At 71.7% G+C, this 22,209-nt stretch carries 16 protein-coding genes and 7 pseudogenes; 13 read left to right on the forward strand and 10 right to left on the reverse strand.

Features of this window, described 5'->3' with window-relative positions; all coding sequences use genetic code 11:
• The 6 genes and pseudogenes from H300_RS27770 to H300_RS0118700 all read right to left on the reverse strand — a co-directional run.
• Positions 1–261 (reverse strand): helix-turn-helix domain-containing protein (locus H300_RS27770; RefSeq protein WP_037980985.1); only part of this gene is annotated, 261 nt, incomplete at its 3' end.
• Positions 262–304: 43 nt separating this feature from the next.
• Positions 305–1,658 (reverse strand): annotated as a pseudogene (locus tag H300_RS32580) (IS701 family transposase).
• A 77-nt stretch (positions 1,659–1,735) separates the two neighbouring features.
• Complete coding sequence (locus tag H300_RS0118685) at positions 1,736–2,146, reverse strand: helix-turn-helix domain-containing protein (RefSeq protein WP_028428640.1); 411 nt, start codon at positions 2,144–2,146, stop codon at positions 1,736–1,738.
• Positions 2,147–2,199: 53 nt separating this feature from the next.
• Positions 2,200–2,583, reverse strand: coding sequence for a transposase (locus tag H300_RS0118690; RefSeq protein ID WP_028428641.1), 384 nt, complete (start codon positions 2,581–2,583; stop codon positions 2,200–2,202).
• A gap of 85 nt (positions 2,584–2,668) precedes the next feature.
• Positions 2,669–3,052 (reverse strand): annotated as a pseudogene (locus H300_RS27780) (transposase family protein); the annotation flags it as partial.
• Positions 3,053–3,058: 6 nt separating this feature from the next.
• Positions 3,059–3,483 (reverse strand): annotated as a pseudogene (locus H300_RS0118700) (IS3-like element ISMyma3 family transposase); the annotation flags it as partial.
• Positions 3,484–3,957: 474 nt separating this feature from the next.
• On the opposite strand from H300_RS0118700, the gene H300_RS0118705 reads away from it, so the two are divergent.
• Positions 3,958–5,361, forward strand: coding sequence for an isopeptide-forming domain-containing fimbrial protein (locus H300_RS0118705; RefSeq protein WP_028428643.1), 1,404 nt, complete (start codon positions 3,958–3,960; stop codon positions 5,359–5,361).
• A gap of 552 nt (positions 5,362–5,913) precedes the next feature.
• On the opposite strand, the pseudogene H300_RS27785 reads toward H300_RS0118705, so the two are convergent.
• Positions 5,914–7,314, reverse strand: a pseudogene (locus H300_RS27785) (ISKra4 family transposase); the annotation flags it as partial.
• 81 nt (positions 7,315–7,395) lie between these two features.
• On the reverse strand, positions 7,396–7,899 hold the full coding sequence (locus H300_RS0118715) for a hypothetical protein (RefSeq protein ID WP_028428644.1): 504 nt from the start codon (positions 7,897–7,899) through the stop codon (positions 7,396–7,398).
• A 436-nt stretch (positions 7,900–8,335) separates the two neighbouring features.
• Here H300_RS0118715 and H300_RS32585 point away from each other — a divergent pair.
• Positions 8,336–9,433 (forward strand): annotated as a pseudogene (locus H300_RS32585) (LamG-like jellyroll fold domain-containing protein); the annotation flags it as partial.
• A gap of 84 nt (positions 9,434–9,517) precedes the next feature.
• On the opposite strand, the gene H300_RS0118730 reads toward H300_RS32585, so the two are convergent.
• Positions 9,518–9,940, reverse strand: coding sequence for a secondary thiamine-phosphate synthase enzyme YjbQ (locus tag H300_RS0118730; RefSeq protein ID WP_028428646.1), 423 nt, complete (start codon positions 9,938–9,940; stop codon positions 9,518–9,520).
• A 61-nt stretch (positions 9,941–10,001) separates the two neighbouring features.
• Here H300_RS0118730 and H300_RS27795 point away from each other — a divergent pair, with 61 nt between their 5' ends.
• The 8 genes and pseudogenes from H300_RS27795 (at position 10,002) to H300_RS27810 (ending at position 15,695) form a co-directional block, all read left to right on the forward strand.
• Positions 10,002–11,180, forward strand: a complete 1,179-nt coding sequence (locus tag H300_RS27795; RefSeq protein ID WP_051270207.1) for a flavin-containing monooxygenase — start codon at positions 10,002–10,004, stop codon at positions 11,178–11,180.
• 39 nt (positions 11,181–11,219) lie between these two features.
• Entirely contained in the window at positions 11,220–11,381 is a 162-nt protein-coding gene (locus H300_RS31580; protein WP_158678393.1) for a hypothetical protein, read from the forward strand.
• A 570-nt stretch (positions 11,382–11,951) separates the two neighbouring features.
• A pseudogene (locus H300_RS29435) lies at positions 11,952–12,437 on the forward strand (hypothetical protein); the annotation flags it as partial.
• 203 nt (positions 12,438–12,640) lie between these two features.
• Positions 12,641–13,759 carry an alpha-lytic protease prodomain-containing protein gene (locus tag H300_RS0118750; protein WP_028428647.1) on the forward strand — a complete coding sequence of 373 codons (1,119 nt, stop codon included), beginning with the start codon at positions 12,641–12,643 and terminating at the stop codon, positions 13,757–13,759.
• A gap of 173 nt (positions 13,760–13,932) precedes the next feature.
• A pseudogene (locus H300_RS32590) lies at positions 13,933–14,193 on the forward strand (fructosamine kinase family protein); the annotation flags it as partial.
• A 330-nt stretch (positions 14,194–14,523) separates the two neighbouring features.
• Positions 14,524–14,793 (forward strand): fructosamine kinase family protein, encoded by a 270-nt coding sequence (locus H300_RS32595; RefSeq protein ID WP_028428649.1) that lies wholly within the window; start codon positions 14,524–14,526, stop codon positions 14,791–14,793.
• A gap of 123 nt (positions 14,794–14,916) precedes the next feature.
• On the forward strand, positions 14,917–15,207 hold the full coding sequence (locus H300_RS0118765) for a YiaA/YiaB family inner membrane protein (protein WP_028428650.1): 291 nt from the start codon (positions 14,917–14,919) through the stop codon (positions 15,205–15,207).
• Between the two features lie 95 nt (positions 15,208–15,302).
• Positions 15,303–15,695, forward strand: coding sequence for a VOC family protein (locus H300_RS27810; RefSeq protein ID WP_051270194.1), 393 nt, complete (start codon positions 15,303–15,305; stop codon positions 15,693–15,695).
• Positions 15,696–15,739: 44 nt separating this feature from the next.
• Here the strand turns inward: H300_RS27810 and H300_RS0118775 are convergent, their stop codons facing one another.
• Positions 15,740–17,596 carry an ABC transporter ATP-binding protein gene (locus H300_RS0118775; RefSeq protein ID WP_051270195.1) on the reverse strand — a complete coding sequence of 619 codons (1,857 nt, stop codon included), beginning with the start codon at positions 17,594–17,596 and terminating at the stop codon, positions 15,740–15,742.
• A gap of 96 nt (positions 17,597–17,692) precedes the next feature.
• On the opposite strand from H300_RS0118775, the gene H300_RS0118780 reads away from it, so the two are divergent.
• From H300_RS0118780 to H300_RS0118790, 3 genes are all read left to right on the forward strand, one after another.
• On the forward strand, positions 17,693–18,130 hold the full coding sequence (locus tag H300_RS0118780) for a MarR family transcriptional regulator (protein ID WP_028428652.1): 438 nt from the start codon (positions 17,693–17,695) through the stop codon (positions 18,128–18,130).
• A gap of 369 nt (positions 18,131–18,499) precedes the next feature.
• Positions 18,500–20,356 carry an ABC transporter ATP-binding protein gene (locus H300_RS27815; RefSeq protein ID WP_051270196.1) on the forward strand — a complete coding sequence of 619 codons (1,857 nt, stop codon included), beginning with the start codon at positions 18,500–18,502 and terminating at the stop codon, positions 20,354–20,356.
• Entirely contained in the window at positions 20,353–22,137 is a 1,785-nt protein-coding gene (locus tag H300_RS0118790) for an ABC transporter ATP-binding protein (protein ID WP_028428653.1), read from the forward strand. The genes H300_RS27815 and H300_RS0118790 overlap by 4 nt, the downstream gene beginning before the upstream one ends.
• Positions 22,138–22,209 lie beyond the last annotated feature (72 nt).

Raw genomic sequence — 22,209 nt, forward strand, 5'->3', positions numbered from 1 at the left:
GGCCATCGAACGCGTCGACCAGTGCGAATCACCCGTCGGCGGCGTCTGGCCGAGCGTCCTGGCGACCAGGGCTTCGACCTGCTCGTCCGTGATCTTCCGCGGTGGCCCCGAGCGTGGCCGGTCCACCAGGCCCTCCAGTCGGTCCGCGGCGAACCGGGACCGCCACTTGCGCACCGTCTCCCGTGAAACGCCCAGGTCGTCCGCGACCCGCGCGTTCGGCAGGCCCCCCGCACACGCCAGCACGATCCGCGAACGCAGCACCAGCGCCTGCGACGCGGTCGGCCACGGCAGCTGTAGTTCTTGATCACGGTTGGTCGTGACGGTGGTGTCGTTGCTGGTGGCAGGCGGTCGCTACGGCTTGGTGATGGCGTCGCCAGGCGATCCAGTGCAGGACGTGCTCGCGGTCGCGGACGGGTGGCGGCAGCACGAGGGCTCGCAGGAGCCGGATGAGCTCGGGGCAGCTCAGCGGGACGAGCGCGGGCTCGTCCTCGGCGGCGTCGTGGACGGCGGTGGCCGTGAGGGCGAGGACGGCGGCGGCGATCAGGCAGAACAGTGACCAGCGCATCCAGGAGTTCCAGCAGGTCACCTGGCCCTGGTCGAGTCCGGTGAAGCCCTTGGCGAGTTGGAAGGTTTCCTCGATCCGCCACCTGCGACAGATGACTTCCACCAGCGTGCCGAGCGAGACGTCGCCGGGTGCCCAGCAGCGGAAGTAGGACACCTCACCGGTGTAGCGGTGCCGCCGCGCGACCAGCACACTCGTCCCGGGCTCCTTCTCGTTCCGGTTCTCGTCGGGAGCGTCGTCGGGGCGGACATCGAGCCAGGCCCAGTCGTACTCGCGGGTGCCCTTGGTGCCGTGTCCGGTCTGCCGGCGCATCCACTGCCCGGGCCGCACCTTATTGATCATTTTGCGGGCCTCCCACCGGCGTCCGGTCCCGTCGACGGGCCTGGTAGGTGGCGGCGATGCCAACGGTGTAGCCGAGCCCCAGCGCCCGGATGCCCCGGCGTAGTTCGCGCCCGCAGTACACCTCGTCGCCCGCGAACCAGCGGGCCTTGAGGCCGGCGGCGACCGCGTCCGTGACCATGGCCAGCGCCTGCTGCGGCTTCGTCGCGAAAGCGATCTCCTCCGGCACTCCGGCGACCTCGCGGCGTTCCTCGTCCGCAGCCCAGTCCGCCGGGAGATACAGGGCCCGATCGATGATCACCTTCGTCGTCGCGGTGACCGCCGCCAGGTGCACCGCCACCTGGCACAGTCCGACACCGCCGATTGCACCGGAGTATTGCCGGCCGGCGCCCACGCAGTCCGTGGACGACTTCGCATCCCCCGTCTCGTCCGCCACCAACACCACATCCTGACCGTCGAGTTCATCGATCACGAGGCAGGCGATCTCCTGCCGGGCCCCCTCATGGTCGAACCGGGCGCGCGAGAGCAGGTGCTGCAGCCGGTGCGGGCCCGGATGTCCCAGAACCTGCGCGAGCGTCCAGCAGTTCCGCGTGTCCACCTCCAGCAACAGCCCCGCGACCAACTCCGCCGCCGTCGCCCGGGCTTCACGTCGCGCGAAGCAGCCCGCGACCGCCCGCATCGCCCTCCCGAACGCCTCGCCCCACGCCCGCTCGGCTATCGTTGCTTCCACGGCCACCGCGCCTTGATACGTCGTCACAAACGTTCATGATCACGGTGGCCGTACTCATGCCCGCACCCACCCCGGCAACACACTGACCAGCACAGACGCTGGAACTACAGCTGCCGTGTCCGAGAGGGCCGGGAGGTGGGATTCCTCCCGGCTACTCGGCAGGTGAACACCTGCGAAGGGGCCTCGGCGACGAGCTCGGGCACGGTTTTGGCGCCGTGGGTGGCGATCCGGCGTCGCTCGCCGTCCTGTCCGGCTTCTTTGAGGATCCGGTACATCGTGCGCTCGGAGCAGTGGTAGCGGCCCTCGTCCAGTTCGCGGGCGTAGATCTGGGCCGGCGGCAGTTCGGCGTACTCGGTCGTGTTCATCAGCGCCAGCACCGCGGCCCGCTCGGCGGCCGACAGTGCGGTGACCGGGGCCGGCCGCGGTCGCTTGACTGCCGGCGGCTTGGGGTGCAGCCGTCGGTGGTGGGTCGCCCGGGAACGTCCGGTGATCCGGCAGGCGTCCACGATGCCCACCAGCGGCCTCAGGTCCTCGACCGCTGCGTGCAGGTGGCCGTCCAGGGCCTGGCTCAGTCCGCGCTCTTGGACAGTGACTGCAAGAGCGCGTGTGTTTTTCCCAGCACCTCCAGTGCTGCGTTCTTCTGGTCCACCTCCGTGCGCAGCCGCTCGTTCTCCCGCCGGAGCTTGGCGTTCTCGGCCTCGGCCGGGTGCTTCCTGGGACGGGCAGGGCTGGTGCGGTGGTCCGCCAGCTGCGCGAGTGCGCCGGTGTCACGGGCAGCACGCCACTCGATCACGTGCGAGTGGAACAGGCGCTCACGGCGCAGGATGGCGCCCTTCTCGCCGGTCGGCGCGGCGTCGTACTCGGCGACGATCCGCAGCTTGTACTCGGCGCTGAAGGTACGGCGCTTCGGCTTCGGCGCCGGATCGGCACCGGGACCGCTGGTGCTGGTCATACGGGTGATCTCCTGCTCGTTCTGTCCACCCAGGCTAACTGATCACGCCGGAACGTCTCACCCAACGATGTCAGGGAGGGGGCCGGGTCGGCATGTCCAGCTCGGCCGCGATGCGGTTGAGGGCGTCGACCAGTCCGTGGTGGCGGGCGCAGGTGGTGTCGTGCCCCCGGCCCGGCCGTACTGGCGAGACCCAGATCGGCCAGCCGTCCGGGGTGGCGATGACCTGCACGTTCCCGCCATGGTGCTTGTGTTTCCCGGACCACCACAGGTCCGCTCCGTTGGGGCCCGGGGCGGCGACGCGGTCGGTGCGGATGACCGTCCCGTCGAGGTTCAGATGCGTCAGCCCGGCTGCCTTCGCACGCTCCAGCGCGGTCGCGAGGTCCGGTGCGCCAGCGGCCAGGACGGCCAGTCCTTCGTGGAGGTAGCGGTAAGAGGTGGAGGCCGATAGACCGTTGTCACGGCCGAGTCTGTGGGCGTAGTAGGTGGAGGAGGCGATACTGCAGTCGTGCATGGTCAGCACACGGCAGATCGGCTCGACACCGCCGAAGCGGTCCCGGTACTCGTCGATGAACGCTACGAGCGCAGGTGTGGCCGGTCGAGCTCGGCCGCGAAGAAAGTCGACGCCGCCTTGAGGATCTCGTTCGCCCTCTTCAGCTCGGCGTTCTCCATCTTCAGACGCTTGATCTGCTCGGACTCCTCTGTGGTCGTCCCGGGCCGCTGACCAGAATCGATCTGGTCCCGGCGCACCCATGTGCGCACGGTTTCGGCGGTACCGATCCCGAGTTTGGAGGCGACCACCTTCATCGCGGCCCACTCGGTGTCGTAGTCGGGCCGCACCTCGGCGACCATGCGCACCGCTCGACGGCGCAGCTCAGCGGGATAGGGGGAGGGACGTGCCATGACTCGATCCTCTCAGGGAATCGAGCCTCCACCAACCACGGGGCGGTTCAACGCCCGGCACCGGGACCCGCTCAACAGGAATCGATGCCACCCGCTCGTTCGGCAGGTGACATCGCAGACGGCTGCCGGGACTGCGGGCGTCAACGTCGCGGACGGCAGATTCACCCTGGGCGGGGCCAGCGTATGGGGTTCAACGCGGGCTTTCGGCCATGGCGTCGGCGGGCAGGGGAGAGCTGGGAGGCGTGTGGGGTGGGAGTGGTCTGCGGTGGAGGGCGGAGCGTGACGGTGCGGCAAGGAATCCCCAGGGCGGTTCCGCAAACCTGCTCCTCAGGATTGACCGATCACACCCAATCATCACTGTACGAGATGCAAAGGATGCGTTGAGCTACCTAGGTGTTCGGCTCCGCCACGGCGCGCAGAGGTGCGGCCGGTCGGCGGTGCATTCCAGCAGCGTCGACTCCAAGGGGAAGAACCATGACCACACCCTCTGCCGCTCCGCTCCGCGTAGCCCTGGCCAACGGCAGCTTCGAGCAGCCCCCCGTGACCGGCTATGAGGTCCTGCCGGATGCCTCGCAGACGCAGGCGTCCAAGCGGGTCCCGGGCTGGCTCACCACCGCCTCCGACCACAAGATCGAGCTGTGGCAGTCTGGCTTCCAGGGTGTGCAGGCAGCCGACGGCGTCCAGTTCGCCGAGCTCAACGCGAACGAGGTATCCACGCTCTACCAGGACCTGCCGACCACCCCCGGCGCGAAGCTGTACTGGCGGCTGTACCATCGCGGCCGCGATGGGGACGACACCATGGCACTGGACATCGGTGCGCCGGGCTCCGAGGTGGAGCAGAGGCGCTTCACCGACGGCACCACCGCCTGGGGCTACTACACCGGCACCTACACCGTCCCGGCAGGCCAGACCCTGACGCGTTTCGCTTTCCGCTCCATCTCCGCCGCCGGCCGCAACGGCGCCATCGGCAACTTCCTGGACGGCATCTTCTTCGGCACCGCCCCCTACGTGGAACTCGCCAAAACCGTCATTCCCGCAGGGCCGGTGGAGGTGGGCGACGTCGTCACCTACCGCATCACCACCAAGAACGAAGGCGGCGGCGGGGCCGAGAACCTCATCCTGAGCGACGTCATCCCGCAGGGCGCGACGTACCTGTCCGGTTCCCTGCGCATCGTCGACGGCCCGAACGCCGGAGCGAAGAGCGACGCGCAAGGTGACGACCAAGCGTACTACGACGTCGCGGAGAACAAGGTCGTCTTCCATCTCGGCAACGGCGCTTCCGCCGTGGAGGGCGGCAGCCTGCCCAGCACTGAAACCCTGCCAGCAGGTACCACAGTGGAGTACCGGGCCGTCATCGACCGGGCCAGTGGCGGCAAGCAGATCAGCAACACTGCAACCGCTTCCTACGACAACCGACTCGGCGACACGCCGGAGCCCCTGGCATCCACCTCCAACGAAAAAGTCACACAGGTCAAGCCGGCCTCCGACCTGACCGTGACGAAGGCAGCTGACGCCACCACCGTCGCCGTCGGACAGACCGTGACCTACCGCATCACCGTCCACAACACCGGCCCGAACGACGCCACCGGCGTCACCGTCACCGACCAGCTCCCCGACGGCCTCACTTTCCTGTCCGCCGACGGCACAGGCGGAAGCTACGACCCGGCCACCGGGCAGTGGACCGTCGGTGACCTGGCCGACGGTGCCACGGCCACCCTCGCGCTGCGGGCCAAGGCCACCAAGGTCGGCCTGACCAGCAACACGGCCACCGCCACCAGCAACGAAAAGGACCCCGACACCACCAACAACGCCGACACCGTCACCGTCTGCGTCGAACCGGCCCCCTCCTGCTGCGACCCCTGCGCCACCCAGAAGTAGTCCAACCTTCCGACATCACCCGCCGGGATACCCCGGAAGCACCGCTCGTGCCCTCATGGTCGGGCCCACACGGCCCGACCATGAGGCCGACCGCAGGCCCGGCCGTGCTGCGTTCCCGCCCCGACCACGGTTGGTTAGCGCACCGCTGACGCCCGCAGGGCCGTGAGGCGACCGGTTGCCTCAGTACCGCCTGGGCCTCCTCACCAGCACGCGAAGCCGCCAGCTCATCGACCAACAGTGCAAACTCGGCGGCAAGCCCCTCTTCGGGCGGGCGGGATCGGACACTCGCACAGTCTAGTGTCTCGTGATCCTGTTCATGCCAGTTTGAGTCACTATCGAAGAGTTTCTTCGCGTTGGTCTGAAGGGGGCGCACCTCAGCGAGGACCTCCTCGGCGGGGAGTGTCCAACGACTGCCGGAGCCGGGTCTGGAACGGGTCTGTCCGGTGACCGGACAGACCCGAACGGGACGATGCCGAACAGTTGCCACATCGCCCGGCAGGGCGCCTTCTCAGGAGGGTGCGGATCCTTCTGGGGGAAGGTCGTTGACCAGGCGGCGTCGGCGCTGTCGAGGCCCCAGCGGGCGCCGGGGATGTCGAGGCGGTCGCCCGCGAGGTGGCGGCAGGCTCCCTCGACGGAGCCGGTCACGATCGGCCACCCGTTCTCCAGTGCGATGTCGTAGCGGAGCCGGGCGAGGTGCCCTGTCAGGTAGCGCACACAGGTGTCGACAGCCTCACGTTTGGAGCCGGTGAGCTGTTCTTTCCCGGCCCGTGTGGTCATCTCGCGGGTGATACGGGCGGTGTGTCCGTGCAGGATCGCGGTGAGTCTCTCCGCGGCGAAGGTCTCCGCGTCGTGGCTGCCGATCGGGTGGAAGGCGTGGGCGGCCGTCCAGATGTATTCCGCGACATGCACGAAGTCGATCAGGACGTGGATCGTCGCCTTGCGCCGCCGTGCCTCGGCTTCGATGAGGTCGAGTTGGTGACGGGCGCCGTCGACGAGGACGAGCCAGGGCCGGTGATGTCCCCGATCATGGTCGGCGGCCTGGGTGAACGCCTCAGTGATCACGTCGGCCGGGTCGTGGATGAGCGAGGCGGTGCACCACCGGTTGACGGCCTTCGGGCCGGGACTGGGGGTGCGCAGGCCGCTGCGGCCGCCCGGCGGGTGGATGGTGTCGTGCGGACGACGCTCGGCAGGGACGGTGTGGTGGACGCAGGCGATCGTCGCCATCCGTTTCCTGTTCGGTTTCTCGCCCGGTGCGAGCCGGGCCTGCCGGCCGCGGCGCTGCTTGGCCTCGGCGGCCCGCCGGGTGGCCTCGCGCAACGCTTCGGGCCGCATCACCACGCCCTTGCCGTCGACCTGGATGACCAGGGGCATGTCGCCGGTGCACGCGGGGGCGATCCTGTGGTGGTAGAAGGCGTCGACGTCGACGGCGGCCTCGACGACCAGGGATTCGGCCCGTCGCTTGCCCAGGACCTTCCCGCACCGGTCGGTGATCGCCGAGACGGCCTGCGCGAACGATCCACGGACCGCCTCGCGTGCCGCGAGGCGCTTGATGCCGTGGCTGTGCCGGCCACGCGGCAGCGACAACCGCACATCCGCAGGGTGCACATTGGCCCGCCCGCGGCTCCGCCAGGCGCACCGGGTCACGGTCACCTTGCCGAACAGGCAGGTCAGCTGCCGTTCGTGTCCCCGCTCGCGGTACGGTCGCCTCTCTCCGTCCGCGCCGAGGACCGGCTCCGATGGCGGGTGCCGCTCTTCGCGGACCGCGCGCAGACCGAGGTGGTCCTGGAAGAGACGGCGCAGGATCTCCCTTCCGTCGGCCTCGATCAGACGTTCCACCGCGGCGTGTTCCAGCTCGGCGGTCTCCCGCGCCGACAGCCGTGCTGCCAGCGACTTCACCGCCTCCATCGAGCAGGCGAACGGGTCGAGGACATCGTTGGTGCCGTAGCGTTCCATCCGGGCTCTTCTTCCTGATGTTCGTTTCGGTTCGCACCTACGAATGTAGGAAGAAGAGCCCCTTGAACACCGGGAGTTGCCCTACCTCACCGAGCCGGCCGCCGCCCGGTGGGCCGAGACGGTGAACTGCCCCGGCGCCTGTTCGGCCAGCCAGCCCCGCTCGACCGGCCGCTTCAGCTTCGACCGCGTCGCCTCGATCTTCGAGGTCTGGGCGGGCAGTCCGATCCTGGGCACGATCTGCTTCGCCTGCACCGCCCCCGGCGCGTCGACCACGTCCACGATGTCGCGGTAGACCGGCGGAAGATCCACGCTGGTCATCCCCTTCCGCCAGGCGGTCACGGTCTGCACCCCCACCGCCCGGCCCCCGCCCACCGGCTCGGTCTCCGCCGACGGCCGGGCCGCTTCGAGGGTCACTCCCTCGGCCGCGAGTTCCTCCAGCGTCTCCCGCGTCACCGTCAGCCGATCCAGCCGGCCCTGCTCGGCCTCCAGCCGAACGGTCAACCCGGCGATCCCCCGCTTGAGTTCCCCCACCCGCGACCGCACCGCCGCCTGGCGTTCCTCCAGCTCACCGATCAACGAGCCCATCCGGCACCGCCTCCTCTACCGCTACGGTAGAGAAACCGCCACCCCGCCCACACCCGGACCAGCGAAACCCCAGCTCAACCGTCCCTGGAAAGGATTCGCACCCGGATGAGTTCGGGAACGTCGTGCATACGCTCATGCTCCCGTGACTGCCGCCTCCCGGGCGGGAGGGACCGGTGGCGTGCGGTCGTCGGTCGTCGAACATGGCCGGGCCCCTCTTGGTCGCGTTCCAGGCGCGGCATCCGCGCGCGGGGCTCCCGCGCCTCGACAGCGGTCCAGTCGCCCGCCGTTGCCGGTAGGTGCACCGGCAGCGCGGCGCCGTGTTCCGGCTCCTCCTCCAGGTGCCGGGTCCTCGGCTCGTCCGCACCGTCGCGGTTCACTGCAGGGTCGTGCCGACCGCCTTGTGCGCGAGGTCTGGACAGCTTCCCGGGAGCGCGTTGTCATGCGCCGGCATCGCAACTCCCCCTCGGTGGTCGGCTGGATCGTCTTCAACGAGGGATGAGGCGAGTGGGACCGCGAGGAGGCCGGGCGTATCGCCGACTCGGCCAAGTCCGCGGACCCGCTCCGGGTGGTCAACGCCCACAGCAGTGTGCACTGCTGCAACTCGAAGGGTGGTTCCGGCAGGGGTGACCTCGTCGACCACCACGACTACAACCGCACCGACCCCGCCTGGCCCAACGAGAGGCGAGCGGCCATGGACGGTGAGCACTGCGGCTTCATGCTCCGCACATCGGGGCACATGTGGCCGGGGCTGCCGAACGTGATCTACAGCGGCATCGCCGTCAAGTAGGCGCTGCCCCTCAAGTACTCCGAGAACACGGAGAAGTACTACCTCGGCCAGGACGGCGCCGAGCTGGCCGGCTCGGGTCTGCACGCAGACCACCGCCCTGGAGAACGAGCTCAAACGGCCTCTACACGTACGACTGCCGGGACCTCAAGGTCGATCCGGCCCGGGAGCGCCAGATCGCCGCAAGATCATCACGGCCGGCGAGCGCGGCGATCTGACGGGCGGCGGATTCTGGTCCTTCGACGAGGGGTCCGGCACCACCGCGGAGGATGCCGTCCCGAAACCGCAGCCGTTGAGGCGCACGGCGGAACCACCTGGGTCGACGGCGCCAGCGGCAGCGCGCTGAAGTTCGACGGCCAGGGCCAGTCCGCGGAGACCGGCGGACCGGTGCTCGACACCACCAGCAACTACGCGACCGCGGTCAGCCAGGACATCCGGCGCCAGGCCGGCCCGTTCTACCCCCAGTACGGCCACGGAACCTTCGCCTTCACCACGCCCGGCTAAAACCGGGCCCGGCTGGAGACGACTCCTCGGACGGGCCGCTGGCACCACTTGGTCGGTGTGGGACGCCACGAGCGACGAGATCCGGCTCTACTCCGACGGTGATCCGGCGGCCAGGCCGCGGGCCGTGCCCAGTGGGACGGCGAGGCCACCGATCTACGGCACGGCTCAGTCGACGAGGTCCGCGCCGGCGACAGGGCGCTCACGGGCGAGGAGGTGAGCGCCCTCCACGAGGCCGAGAGGCCGTAATCGGCGTCGGGCACCGGGCGGCCCCGGTGGAAAACCCTTGGGTTCTTCCACCGGGGCCTCTCCGTCGGTCCGCGGCCTCGGGAGTCATCCCAGGAAACTCAACCGCACCTGACGGTGGGGATTGGAGATGTTGGTGTCCACCAGGCACACCGACTGCCAGGTGCCGAGCGCGAGCCGGCCGTCGACCACCGGCAACGTGGCGTGCGGCGGCACCAGAGCGGGCAGGACGTGGTCCCGGCCGTGGCCGGGGGTGCCATGGCGGTGCTGCCAGCGTTCGTCCGCGGGCAGCAAATCGCGGAGTGCCGCGAGCAGGTCGTCGTCGCTGCCGGAGCCGGTTTCCAGAATCGCGATCCCCGCAGTGGCGTGCGGTACGAAGACGTTCAGCAGTCCGTCGTGTCCCGCCGCCGCCTCGGCCAGGAAGGACTCGCAGTCGCGGGTCAGGTCGGCCACCACCTCCTTCGTACCGGTGGTGAGGTCGAGCAGACGGGCCCGGAGACGTTCGCTCATCGTTTTACCCTCTCCGCCGGCGCGCGGGAAGCTTCGCGCGCCGGTTGTGGTTGTGCCGTACATGAACAGTGCGCAGATCGTCATCATCGGTGCCGGGCAGGCCGGGCTGTCGGTCGCGTACCACCTGAGGCGGGTCGGCTACCCTCCCGGGCAGGAATTCGTCGTACTCGACCACGCGCCGGAGCCCGGCGGAGCGTGGCAGTTCCGCTGGCCGACCCTGACCTACGGCAAGGTGCACGGCATGCACGCCCTGCCCGGCATGGAGCTGACCGGAGCGGACCCCGACCGGCCGTCGGCCGAGGTGATCGCAGACTACTTCGCCCGCTACGAGCGGCGGTTCGACCTGCGGGTACGGCGCCCGGTGGCGGTCAGGGCCGTACAGGACGCAGGGGACGGCCTGCTGCGGGTGGAGTCCTCGGCGGGCGACTGGTCGGCGCACGCGGTGGTCAACGCCACGGGCACCTGGGAGCGCCCGTTCTGGCCGGGGGTCTCCGGGCAGGGCACGTTCCGGGGACGGCAGCTGCACACCGCACGGTACGCCGGGCCGTCGGATTTCGCGGGCCGCCGCGTCGCGGTGGTGGGCGGCGGGACGTCGGCAGTGCAGCACCTGCTGGAGATCGCCGAGGTCGCCTCGGACACCCTCTGGGTCACCCGGCGACCGCCGGTCTTCCATGACGGGCCCTTCGGGCCCGACCAGGGCCGTACCGCCGTGGCGAAGGTGGCCGACCGCGTCCGGCGCGGACTGCCACCGCAGAGCGTGGTCTCCGTGACCGGTCTGCCGACCACCGAGGCGATGCGCGCCGCAGAGGCCGGTGGCGTGCTGCGGCGCCACCCGATGTTCGACCGGATCGCCCCCGAGGGGCTCGTGTGGGCCGACGGAACCGAGTGGCCAGCTGACGACATCATCTGGGCCACCGGATTCCGTGCGGCCATCGGCCATCTGGCGCCGCTGCGGCTCCGGGAGCCCGGCGGGGGCGTCCGGCTGGACGGTACCCGGGTGGTGCGGGACCCGCGCGTCCACCTCGTCGGCTACGGCCCCTCGGCCAGCACCATCGGGGCCAGCCGGGCCGGACGCTCGGCGGTGCGGGACCTCCGGCGACTTCTCTCCGCGGAGGGCGGTCCGCCCGCGCGGGAGCGCTCCGGCACCCCCGAGGCGCCACACCCGTCTTCCGCGCACGACGAACGCATGATCGGATATTCGCCCGAAGGAATGGGTGCGCCAGAAGCGGCTGCGGTCTAGCGGCGTGACGTGCGAGCGTTTCGGTGCGCGATCAGCGAGATGCATACCGTGCTCGCGCACTGCTCCATGACCCACCCGTCCGACGGGACGGCGGCGCAGGGCTGTCCCTCGTACGGCGCACCACAAGGAGAACGCACTCCCATGGACCTGCTCACCAACATGCTCGCCGGTGGCATCCACTTCGTGGGCTGGCTGGTCTGACGCACGCCCGACCAGGCGCCGCCGCTTCCCGTCCCAGGGGGCGGCGGCTCCGTCGTGTGCGGGGCCTGGGCTCCATCGCGACCCCTACCCGCCACGGACCCCCGCACGCCGCCACGGTCTCGCACGTCGCGCCGCGGGCCTTCGCACGGCGCCGCCCCGGAAGCGGGGCGGCGGCCGGCGCCTGGGGCGAGCGCCGGGGCCGGCGGAACGCGCTCATGAAGGGCGCAGCGGCAGTTCTACGGTGCGCGGCATGTCCCTGACCCACGCGCGGTACCGCCGCGAGATCATCGCCCAGGCCGAACGGCTGGCCGCAGTAACGGAACCCACCGACCCTGCGCGGACGGTGCGTTGGCCTGCCCGGACTGGCCCCCGGTGCACTGGTCACACACGTGGGCGCGGCACATCGGTGGGTGGCCGAGATCGTGCGCACCCGGGCGACCGGTGAGATCTCCGAGGAGAGGGTACCGGACCGGCAGAGCCCCTGCCCCGACGACCCGGCCACTCTCGCGGCGTGGCTGACCGAGGGGCGGGACAGGTCAGCGCCCTGCTGCTGTCGGCGGCCCGGACGAGCCGGTGTGGTCCTGGCTGCCCGGCGAGGAGAACCACGGCTTCTGGGCCCGCCGGCTCGCGCACGAGACCCTCGTCCACCGTGCCGACGCCTGCCTGACCGCGCGCCTGCCGTTCGAGGCGTCCACAGAAACGGCCACCGACGCGATCCAGGAACGGCTGGAGATCGTCGGCCACCCGCAGGTGCGGGCAGAGGCCCCGGAACTGCGCGCGCTGCGCGACAGGGCCGGGGCGAGCCTGCTGCTGGAGGCCGCTGCGGACAGGAAGGGCGCCGGGACCCGGTGGCTGGTCAGCCTCACGGCCGACGGCATCGTGCAGCGCCGCGCGCCGCACACCGAGGCCGCGCCGGCCGACCTCGTCCTGCGCGCCCCGGTGGCCGAACTGCTGCTGGTCCCCCTCCGGCGCCGTCCGCCCGGTGACAAGGGGGTCGAGGTACGGGGCGACACCACGTTGCTGGACCTCTGGCAGGCCTGCGCCCGTTTCGGCTGACGGCCGTCCGGCGCTGACGGCCACCGACAACGGCCCGCGCCCCTCGCGCTGCCGCTCTGCGCCGCGCTCCTCCCCCGGCGCCACCCGCCGGCCGCTCCGACCCGTGGGCAAGGAATCACCCGCTCGGTTGAGTGAGGTGGCCGCCTTCCGCGTATGCGTCGTCGGAAGGAGCGCGCGGTGTGCTCCCACAGGAGGTCAGTGCATTGAGCCATCGACGAGTGACCAAACGGGCCGGGATCGTCGCTGCGGCCGCCGCCGCGGCCGCCGTTGCCGGAGTGGCGATCGTGCTGCCGCACGCACAGGCGGGCGAGGGTCCGTCGCCGGCGCCTGTCACGTTCAGCCAGTCGGATGCCGCCCTGGTCGGCACCGAACTCGCCGACCGGCTCGGGGACTCGGCCGCCGGCTGGTACTTCGAGGGCGACTCCGGGCAACTGGTGATGAACGTGACGGACGAGCAGGCGGCCGGTGAGGCCAGGGAGCAGGGTGCCCGGCCCAGGATCGTCGAGCACAGCATGGCCGAACTCCGCGCCGCGACCGGCGCGCTCCGGGAGCGGACCCCGCTTCCCGGCACGGCCTGGTCGATTGATCCCCGTACCAACAGGGTGGCGGTGGTGGCCGATCGCACCGTCAGCGGCGGCTCCTGGAACCGGCTGACCCGGCTTGCGGAGCAGTGGGGCGACGCCGTAGCCGTCACCCGCTCGATAGGCGAGTTCACCCCGTTCGCGGACGGCGGCGATGCGGTCTTCGGCGGGGGCGCCCGCTGCTCCCTGGGTTTCAACGTAACGGTCGAGGGCGCGAAGGCGTTCCTCACGGCCGGCCACTGCGGCGCCGTGGGCCAGGGGTGGAGTGCCGATCAGCGCGGAGCGGAACCGCTGGGCTCCACCGTCGTCTCCCAATTCCCCGGCTCCGACTTCTCGCTGGTCGGCTACGACGACCAGAACACCGAGGCGCCCAGCACCGTGGATCTGCAGAACGGCCGGGTGCAACAGATCAACCGGGCCGTCGAGGCCTCCGTCGGCATGCCGGTCGCCCGCAGCGGAAGCACCACAGGGCTCACCGAAGGAACGGTCACCGGGCTCGACGCCACGGTGAACTACGGCAGCGGCGACATCGTGGACGGGCTGATCCAGACCGATGTCTGCGCCGAGCCCGGCGACAGTGGCGGTGCGATGTTCTCCGGCGACGCGGCCGTCGGGCTGACCTCGGGCGGGAGCGGGGACTGTACCCGGGGCGGCATCACCTTCTTCCAGCCGGTCACCACCGCGCTGGAAGCGGTCGGCGGGGAGATCGGGACAGGCACCGACTCCCTGCGGATCGGCTGACTGCGGAGCACAGCGGTCGCTCCCCGCCACCTGCCGCGGTCCTTGTCGGGGAGCGTCCGCCAGGGTACGGCCGGTACGGAAGTGGGACGTGCCGGGCCTCCCGGTTCCGGGCGCCGGGCCGGAGCGGGCCGGCGGCTCGACCGGTCGTCCCGCCTCTCTGCGAGGCTGGTGCCATGGCCGCACTCGCCTCCCGTCTCGCCGAAGTGGCCGGAGCCCGGGTGGTCGAGCTGACCGCCGTCGGCGGCGGATCCATCTGCGCGGCGCACCGCGCGGTGCTGGAGGACAGCCGCCGGGTCTTCGCCGAGACGCTCGACGGCGCATCCGAGGACTTCTTCACCACCGAGTCCGCAGGGCTCCACGCCCTGCGCGCGTCCGGCGCGGTCCCGGTGCCCCGTGTGCTCGCGGTGGAGCCGGAGCTACTGCTCCTGGAGTGGATCGCTCCGGGTCCGGCAACCGCGGCTCGGGCGCCGCGGACTGGCCGAGCTGCACAACCGGCCGGCCGATTCCTGGGGCACACCCGGACGCCCCTGCTACCTCGGACCGGTCGCGCTGGGCAGTCCGTCGGAACCGCTGCCCCGGGCCGCGCAGTGGTCCGCGTTCCACGTGGAGCACCGGCTGCTCCCGCTGCTGCGACGCGCCGTGGACAGCGGCGGCATCGCAGCGGAGGACGCGGCGGCGGTGGAACGGCTCTGCGGCCGGCTCGACCGGTGCGCGGGGCCCGCCCAGGCGCCGGGTCCGACCACGGGGACCTCAGGTCGGGCAACGTGCGCTGGGCCGCGGAGGGCCCCGCCCGGCTGATCGACCCCGCCGCCCAGGGCGGTCATCCGGAGACCGATCTGGCCTTGCTGGAACTCTTCGGCTGCCCGCAGCTGGCCACCGTGCTCGACGCGTACGCGGAGGTCCGGCCGCTGTCCGGGCGGGCGGACCGGGTTCCGCTGCACCAGCTCCAGCACCTCCTGGTGCATGCCGCCCTGTTCGGCGGTGGCCACGGAGCGCTCAACGGCTCGGCCGCACGCGCCGCCGCACGCTGCTGAGACCCCGCGTGCGGCCGGTCGCCCGGACGGCTCGGTGACGACCCGTGTCGAGCCGGCGCGCCGCCGGGGCGGTTGAGTAGGTGTACTCATGCCACCGGGGCCGGGGCGGTGCACCGTGTCCTCATGACCTCACCCGTGCAGCGTCCCGCCACCGCCGCGTACTACGTCCAGTCGGTCCTCTCCTTCGGGCTCGCCTTGGCAGCGGTCGCCTTCGGCGTCGCCTTTCTGCCGCTCGGGCCGTGGGAGCGGGGCTTCCTCGGGCTCGGAATCCTCTTCCTGGTCTCCTCCGCGTTTACCCTGGCCAAGTGCGTCCGGGACCGGCAGGAGAGCGAGTACGTGACCAACCGGGTGGAGCAGGCCCGGGTGGACAAGCTGCTCAGCGAGCACGACACCTTCGACGTCAAGGCACTCTGACTCGGCGGGAGAGCGCTCCGCCGCCGCATGCCCGCGGATCCGTCACGCGGCGCAGACAGAGGGCGGTGCCGGACGAGCGCCGGTAGCATCCGGGCATGGCCGCACGATTCAAGGACCTGGCGCTGGACGCGGTGGACCACCAGACGCTGGCCGACTGGTGGTGCCGCGCCCTGGGCTACACCCGGCGGGCGGTGCCCGAAGGAGTCGTGGAACCCTCCGCCAAGTGGCCGGTACCCATCCACGACCTCCACGGCTCCGGGCCGCTCATCTGGCTCTGCCCGGTGCCGGAGACGAAGGTCGTGAAGAACCGGATGCACCTCGATGTCTGGGGCGAGACGGACGAACTGCTGGCCCTGGGGGCCACCATGGTGCGGCGGCGCAGCGAGCATGCCGCGTGGGACGTCCTCGCGGACCCGGAGGGCAACGAGTTCTGCGTCTTCGATCCGGACCTCCGGGCGGCGCACACGGTGCGCCTCGGCCGCCGTTGACCGCTGCGGGGGGGCGCTGCTCCGCCGGGAACGCGAAGATCCGGTCAGCTGCTGAGGTCGGCGGCGCGCGCACCGTTCCGCTCGGCCCCACCCGTCTCGGGATCCGGCGCCGTCGGATCGCGTCGCAGCAGCGCGGCGTAGCGGCCGTCGGCGGCCACCAGTTCCTCGTGGGTGCCGCGCTCGACGATCCGGCCCTCCTCCAGCACCGCGATCTCGTCGGCGTCGCGGATCGTGGACAGCCGGTGGGCGATCGTCACCGTGGTGCGTTCCGCGGAGAGCGCGTCCAGCGCGCGCTGCACCGCCCCCTCGGTACGGGTGTCGAGGGCACTGGTGGCCTCGTCCAGGATGAGCACCGGCGGGTCGCGCAGGACCGTCCTGGCGATGGCCAGGCGCTGCTTCTCGCCCCCGGAGAAGCGATAGCCGCGCTCCCCCACCATCGTCTCGTAGCCTTCGGGCAGCGAGGCGATGTGGTCGTGGATCTGGGCGGCGCGGGCGGCCTCGCGAATTTCCTCGTCGGTCGCCGCAGGCTTGGCGAACCGCAGGTTCTCGGCGATGGTGGCGTGGAAGAGGTAGGTCTCCTGGGAGACCACGCCGACCGCACGGGAGAGCGAGGCGAAGTCCAGGTCGCGGACGTCCTCTCCATCAAGGGTCACCCGTCCTTCGGTGACGTCGTAGAGGCGCGGCACCAGGTAGCTGAGGGTGCTCTTGCCCGAACCCGTGGCGCCTACCACTGCCAGTGTCCGGCCGGCCGGGAGGGTGAGATCGATGCCGCTGAGCGCCGGCGGGCCGTCCGGCTCGTAGGCGAAGGTGACGTCCTCAAAGCGGATCTCGCCGCGTGCTTCACCGATGCGCACCGGGTCCTCCCTCTCGGTGAGGCCGACCGGGAGGTCCAGGTACTCGAAGATGCGCTGGAACAGTGCCAGCGAGGCCTGGATGTCGACACCGGTGTTCAGCAGGGACACGGCGGGACGCAGCAGTCCCTGCTGGAGGGTGACGAACGCGACCAGGGTACCGGTGGAGAGGCCGGCGCCGCCGAAGTGGAGCAGCAGTCCGGCAGTCCAGTAGAGCAACGCGGGAATGGCGGACATGATCATGCCGATGGTGGCCATCCGCCAGCGTCCGGCCATGCTGGAGCGGATCTCCAGGTCGGCGAGGCGTTCGGACTCGGAGGCGAAGCCGTCCGTCAGTGAGTCGGACCTGCCCATGGTCCGTCCGAGCAGGATGCCGCTGACGGACAGCGACTCGGTGACCATGGCGGCCATGGCCGCCATCTGCTTCTGCCGCTGAGCCGTGATGCGCTTGCGCTCTCGGCCGACCCGGCGGCTGATCCAGACGAAGAGCGGCAGCAGCGCGAGCGAGACCATGGTGAGCCGCCAGTCCAGGGCGAGCATCGCGACCACGGCGGCGACCACGCTGGTCGTGTTGGAGACGAGCGAGGTCGCGGTGGAGGTGACCGTGGCCTGCATGCTGCCGATGTCGTTGGCGATGCGCGACTGGACCTCGCCCGTCCGGGTCCGGGTGAAGAAGGCCAGCGGCATGCGCTGGAGCTTCGCGTAGACGCCCCGGCGGAGGTCGTGCATGACCCGCTGCCCGACGGTGGTGGACAGCCACGTCTGCAGCACGCCGAACACGCTGGTCAGCACGGCGGCGGCCAGCATGCCCAGGACGAGCAGGGAAAGCAGGCCGGTGCGCTGCTCAGGGATGGCCGTGTCGAGGATCTCCCGCAGCAGGAACGGGGAGGCCACGCCGACCAGAGAGGCCGCGCAGACGAGGAGGCCGACCACCGCCAGCCGCCCCCGGTAGGGACGGAAGAGGCGGAGGATCCGGCGCAACTGGGCCTGCTCCACCGTCGCCCCCAGTGGAGTGGCCGGTGCGGACGGCCGGTTGGCTTCGGCGTGCATGGGCTCCTGCGGCTCGGTACGGAGGGGTTTGTGCCACTGAGCCTAGCCTATCGTTACCTGTGCTCATAGTGAATAAGATCCTGGTAGTCTCATCGCATGGAATCCTCGGACTCGTGCGGCAACCTGGCCGAGCAGCTCATCAGGTTGACCCGGCGCCTGCACCGAGCCCAGCGGCGTCATCTGGAGCCGCTGGGGGTCACCCCCTCCCAGGCCAGGCTGCTCCGCGCGGCCTCCTGCTGTCCGTCGCCCCCGAGGATGGCCGACCTCGCACAGCAGCTCGACGTCGTGCCGCGCGCGGTGACCACCCTGGTCGACGGGCTGGAAAGGAACCGTGCAGTGCGCCGGGTTCCCGATCCGGCCAACCGGCGGGTGGTCAGGATCGAGGTCACGCCCCGCGGGGAGGAGTTGCTCGCCCGGCTCCGGCAAGTCCGGCGCCAGGCGGCCGAGGACCTCCTCGCCCCGTTGGACGAGGAGCAGCGGACACTGCTCAGCGCACTCATCGCCTCCCTGGACACTCCTCCTCCGGCCGACTGACCGGCCTCGTCCGGACGGCTCCCGCGGCCGTCGACGGCGGCCGTCCGGGCCCGGTGGCGGCTTCCGTACCCGGACGGCCGGCCCGGACGCCAAGCGGTCGGCATCCGCAACGGGGCCGCCCCGGCGTGCTGTGCTCCCGCCGGGGCGGCACGGGCCCCGGCGGGAGCACGCCGGCGCCGCCGACACGGGACGCGGGCGGGGCTCGAGCGGGGCTCGGCGCCGCACGCCGGCCGGAGAGGTGCCGGTCCCATCGGAAAATGCTTTGCTTTTCCCGGTCCCGGCCGCAAGCCTTGGTGGGCCGATCTGCGCCCGGCCAGGGGCACCGCCGGCCGCCTCCCACCGTTCCCTCCCACGACCGCCCTGGACGTCATGCAGATTCGTGATCTTCCCTTCCCCGACCCCGGCGAGCCCGATGTCCGCTCCGGGACCCGCTTCCTTCTCTGGCTGGGGCGCACCCAGCTCGGCGGCCAGGCCAAGGCCCTCGCCTGGGGGGCGCTGCACATGGCGGCCGTGGCCTCCCTGCCCGTGGTGGTCGGCCTCGCGGTGGAGGCGGTGGTCGCCGGTTCCGGCGACCGGCTCGCCACCGTCGGCCTGCTCATCGTCCTCGTCGGCTGCACCGTGACGGTCGGGGACACGATGCTGCACCGGTCCGCCGTGACCAACTGGATCACCGCCGCCGCACGGGTGCAGCAACTGCTCGCCCGCCGCACCGCGGAGCTGGGCGCCACCCTGACCCGGCGGGTCGCCGCGGGCGAGGTCGTGGCCGTGTCCACCGGCGACATCGAGAAGATCGGCTGGTGCGTGGAATCGGCCTCCCGGTTCGGTGCCGCGCTGCTGGCCACCGTGGGCGTCTGCGTCGGGCTGTCCTTCTACGAACCGCAACTGGGCCTCATCGTGTCGGCCGGTGTGATCGCCCTCGCCGCCACCGTGCTGCCCATGCTGCCGCGGGCCACCCGCCGGGCCGACCACCAGCGCGCCAAGGCCGGACGCGCCACCGAACTGGCCGCGGACACCGTCACCGGACTGCGGGTGCTGCGCGGTGTCGGCGGCGAGGAGCTGTTCCTCGGCCGGTACCGCAGGGCCTCACAGGAGGTACGCACTGCAGCCGTGCGGACCGCCCGCATGTGGGCGCTGATCGACGCGGTCCAGGTGGCCATCCCGGGATTGCTGCTCATCGCCGTCGTCTGGCGGGGCGCCGTCCTCGCCCAGGACGGCCGGATCGCCGTCGGCGAGCTGGTGACGGTCTACGGCGCGGTGGTCTTCCTACTCTTCCCCCTGCGCGGACTGCAGGAGTTCGCCATGGCCTGGTCCTTCTCCCGCCCCTCCGCGCGCCGTACGGCGCGGGTCCTGGCACTGCGCCGCTCCGAGGCGGACGGCGATGCGCCGCCCGGTCGCGCCACGTCCCCCGAGGGCGACCTGTACGACCCGGGCAGCGGGCTTCTCGCACCCGCCGGACTGCTCACCGCCGTCGTCTGCGGCGACCCCGACGCCGCCGGTCGGCTCGCGGACCGTCTCGGCGGCCACTTGGCGGACCCGGACGGCGCGCCCCCGGCACTGCTCGGCGGCACCGCACTCGACTCCCTGCCACTGGACACCGCGCGCACCGCGGTACTCGTCCAGGACAAGGACCCGGTACTGCTCTCCGGCACTCTGGAGGAACTGCTCGACGTCCCCGCCTCGGGGTCCGTGACCCCGCAGGAGGCCCTGCGCGCGGCGGTGTGCGAGGACGTGCTCGAAGCCCTCACCCGCACCGGCACGCCGAGCGGCGGCGACCCGATGCGGACGCGCATCACCGAGCGGGGGCGTTCGCTCTCCGGCGGCCAGCGGCAGCGTCTGGCCCTGGCCCGGTCCCTGGTCACCGACCCGGCGGTGCTGGTCCTCGACGAGCCGACCTCCGCGGTCGACTCGCACACCGAGGCCCGGATCGCCACCGGCCTGGCCGACGTGCGCAGGAACCGCACCACCGTGGTGCTCACCTCCTCGCCGCTACTGCTCGACCGCGCCGACCGGGTGGTCCTGGTGCAGGACGGCACCGTCACGGCGACCGGCCGCCACCGCACGCTGCTGCGCACCGAGCCCCGGTACCGGTCCGTGGTCACCCGCGACACCGCCGACGCGTCGGGCTCCTCCGGCGCCGCCGACGCCGTGATCGACGCCGCGGGCGCCCGTACCGTCGGCTCCGCCGCGACCGGCGCGGCCCTCACCGAAGGGAGGGGCCCGGCATGATCGGGATCGCGCCCCCCGAGTACGATCCGGCCGCCCCGGAGTCCGCCACCACTCTGCCGGTGGGCTCCCCCTCGACCGTCCGGTCCTACGTGCGCACCCTGGTGCGGCGGCACCGGCGGGCGTTCCTGCTGCTCGTGACGGTCAACACGGTGGCCGTGGTGGCCTCCATGGTCGGTCCCCACCTGCTGGGCGGGGTCGTCGAGGACCTCGCCGACAGCACCCGCGAGGTCCGTCCCGAGCGGGTCGTCGCCCTGTTCGTCGCGGCGCTGGTCGTGCAGACCCTGTTCACCCGGCTCGTCCGGCTGCGCGGGGCGATGCTCGGCGAGCAGATGCTCGCCGACCTCCGCGAGGACTTCCTGGTGCGCTCGGTCGGACTGCCCCCGGGCGTGCTGGAGCGGGCCGGCACCGGTGATCTGCTGTCCCGGATCACCACGGACATCGACCGGCTGGCGAGCGCCATGCGGGAGGCGGTGCCGCAGCTCTCCATCGGTGTCGTGTGGGCCGGACTGCTGCTGGGTGCGCTCACGCTCACCGCGCCGCCGCTGGCACTCGCGGTGGCGATCGCTGCCCCGGTGCTGATCGTCGGCTGCCGCTGGTACTACCGCCGGGCGCCGGGCGCCTACCGGTCGGAAGCTGCCGGCTACGCCGCCGTCGCGGCCGCGCTGGCCGAGACGGTGGACTCGGGCCGGACCGTCGAGGCCCACCGGCTCGGCGCGCGTCGGGTGCGCCTCTCCGAGCAGCGGGTACGGGAGTGGACCGCCTGGGAGCGGCGGACCCTGTGGCTGCGAACCATCCTGTTCCCGACGGTCAACCTCACCCATGTGATGATCCTCGGCTCCGTGCTGATCTGCGGCGGGTGGTTCGCGCTGCGGGGGTGGATCTCCGTCGGCGAGCTGACCACCGGTGCCCTACTGGCCCAGATGCTGGTGGAACCGATCGGCATGATCCTCCGCTGGTACGACGAACTGCAGGTCGCCCAGGTGTCGCTGGCCCGGTTGGTGGGTGTGCAGGAGATCGAGGCGGAGAACGCAGACGACCGTCCCTCCGTCCCCGAAGGGCGGGAGATGCGGGCCCGCACCGTGCGCTTCGGCTACCACGAGGGCGCCGACGTCCTGCACGGAGTAACCCTGGCGATCGCCCCCGGCTCCCGGGTGGCGCTGGTGGGTCCCTCCGGAGCGGGCAAGTCGACGCTCGGCCGGCTGCTCGCCGGGATCTACCGGCCCCGGGCGGGGCTGGTCGAGCTCGGCGGCGCCGAGCTGGGTGCGATGCCGGCCGAGCAGGTCCGACGGTACGTGGCGCTCGTCAACCAGGAGCACCACGTCTTCGTGGGGTCGCTTCGGGACAACCTGCTGCTCGCCCGCGACACCGGGTCCGACACGGAACTGTGGGCGGCGCTGGCGGCTGTGGACGCCGACGACTGGGCACGGGCGCTGGACGCCGGGCTCGACAGCGAGGTCGGCTCCGGCGGACTGCCGGTCAGCCCGGCGCAGGCCCAGCAGATCGCCCTGGCCCGGCTGGTGCTCGCCGACCCGCACACCCTGGTGCTCGACGAGGCGACCTCACTGCTCGACCCGCGGGCAGCACGCCACCTGGAACGGTCACTCGCCCGGGTGACGTCGGGGCGGACAGTGGTGGCCATCGCGCACCGGCTGCACACCGCGCACGACGCCGACGTCATCGCCGTGGTCGAGGAGGGCCGGATCACCGAGCTCGGCAGCCACGACGAGCTGGTGGCGGCCGACGGCGCGTACGCCGCCCTCTGGCGCTCATGGCACGGCTGAACCGCCGACCGTGGCTGGGCGCCCGGCGTCCACCGCGCCAGAAAAGGGGCACGGAGAGCGCAGCCTCGCGAT

The sequence above is a fragment of the Streptomyces sp. TAA040 genome (assembly GCF_000424845.1).

Bases quoted from the DNA above. Each gene is read 5' to 3' on its own strand.
- H300_RS0118690 (WP_028428641.1), bottom strand. From the start codon at position 2,583: ATGACCAGCACCAGCGGTCCCGGTGCCGATCCGGCGCCGAAGCCGAAG.
- H300_RS0118705 (WP_028428643.1), top strand. From the start codon at position 3,958: ATGACCACACCCTCTGCCGCTCCGCTCCGCGTAGCCCTGGCCAACGGC.
- H300_RS0118715 (WP_028428644.1), bottom strand. From the start codon at position 7,899: ATGGGCTCGTTGATCGGTGAGCTGGAGGAACGCCAGGCGGCGGTGCGG.
- H300_RS0118730 (WP_028428646.1), bottom strand. From the start codon at position 9,940: ATGAGCGAACGTCTCCGGGCCCGTCTGCTCGACCTCACCACCGGTACG.
- H300_RS27795 (WP_051270207.1), top strand. From the start codon at position 10,002: ATGAACAGTGCGCAGATCGTCATCATCGGTGCCGGGCAGGCCGGGCTG.
- H300_RS31580 (WP_158678393.1), top strand. From the start codon at position 11,220: ATGCATACCGTGCTCGCGCACTGCTCCATGACCCACCCGTCCGACGGG.
- H300_RS0118765 (WP_028428650.1), top strand. From the start codon at position 14,917: ATGACCTCACCCGTGCAGCGTCCCGCCACCGCCGCGTACTACGTCCAG.
- H300_RS27810 (WP_051270194.1), top strand. From the start codon at position 15,303: ATGGCCGCACGATTCAAGGACCTGGCGCTGGACGCGGTGGACCACCAG.
- H300_RS0118775 (WP_051270195.1), bottom strand. From the start codon at position 17,596: ATGCACGCCGAAGCCAACCGGCCGTCCGCACCGGCCACTCCACTGGGG.
- H300_RS0118780 (WP_028428652.1), top strand. From the start codon at position 17,693: ATGGAATCCTCGGACTCGTGCGGCAACCTGGCCGAGCAGCTCATCAGG.
- H300_RS27815 (WP_051270196.1), top strand. From the start codon at position 18,500: ATGCAGATTCGTGATCTTCCCTTCCCCGACCCCGGCGAGCCCGATGTC.
- H300_RS0118790 (WP_028428653.1), top strand. From the start codon at position 20,353: ATGATCGGGATCGCGCCCCCCGAGTACGATCCGGCCGCCCCGGAGTCC.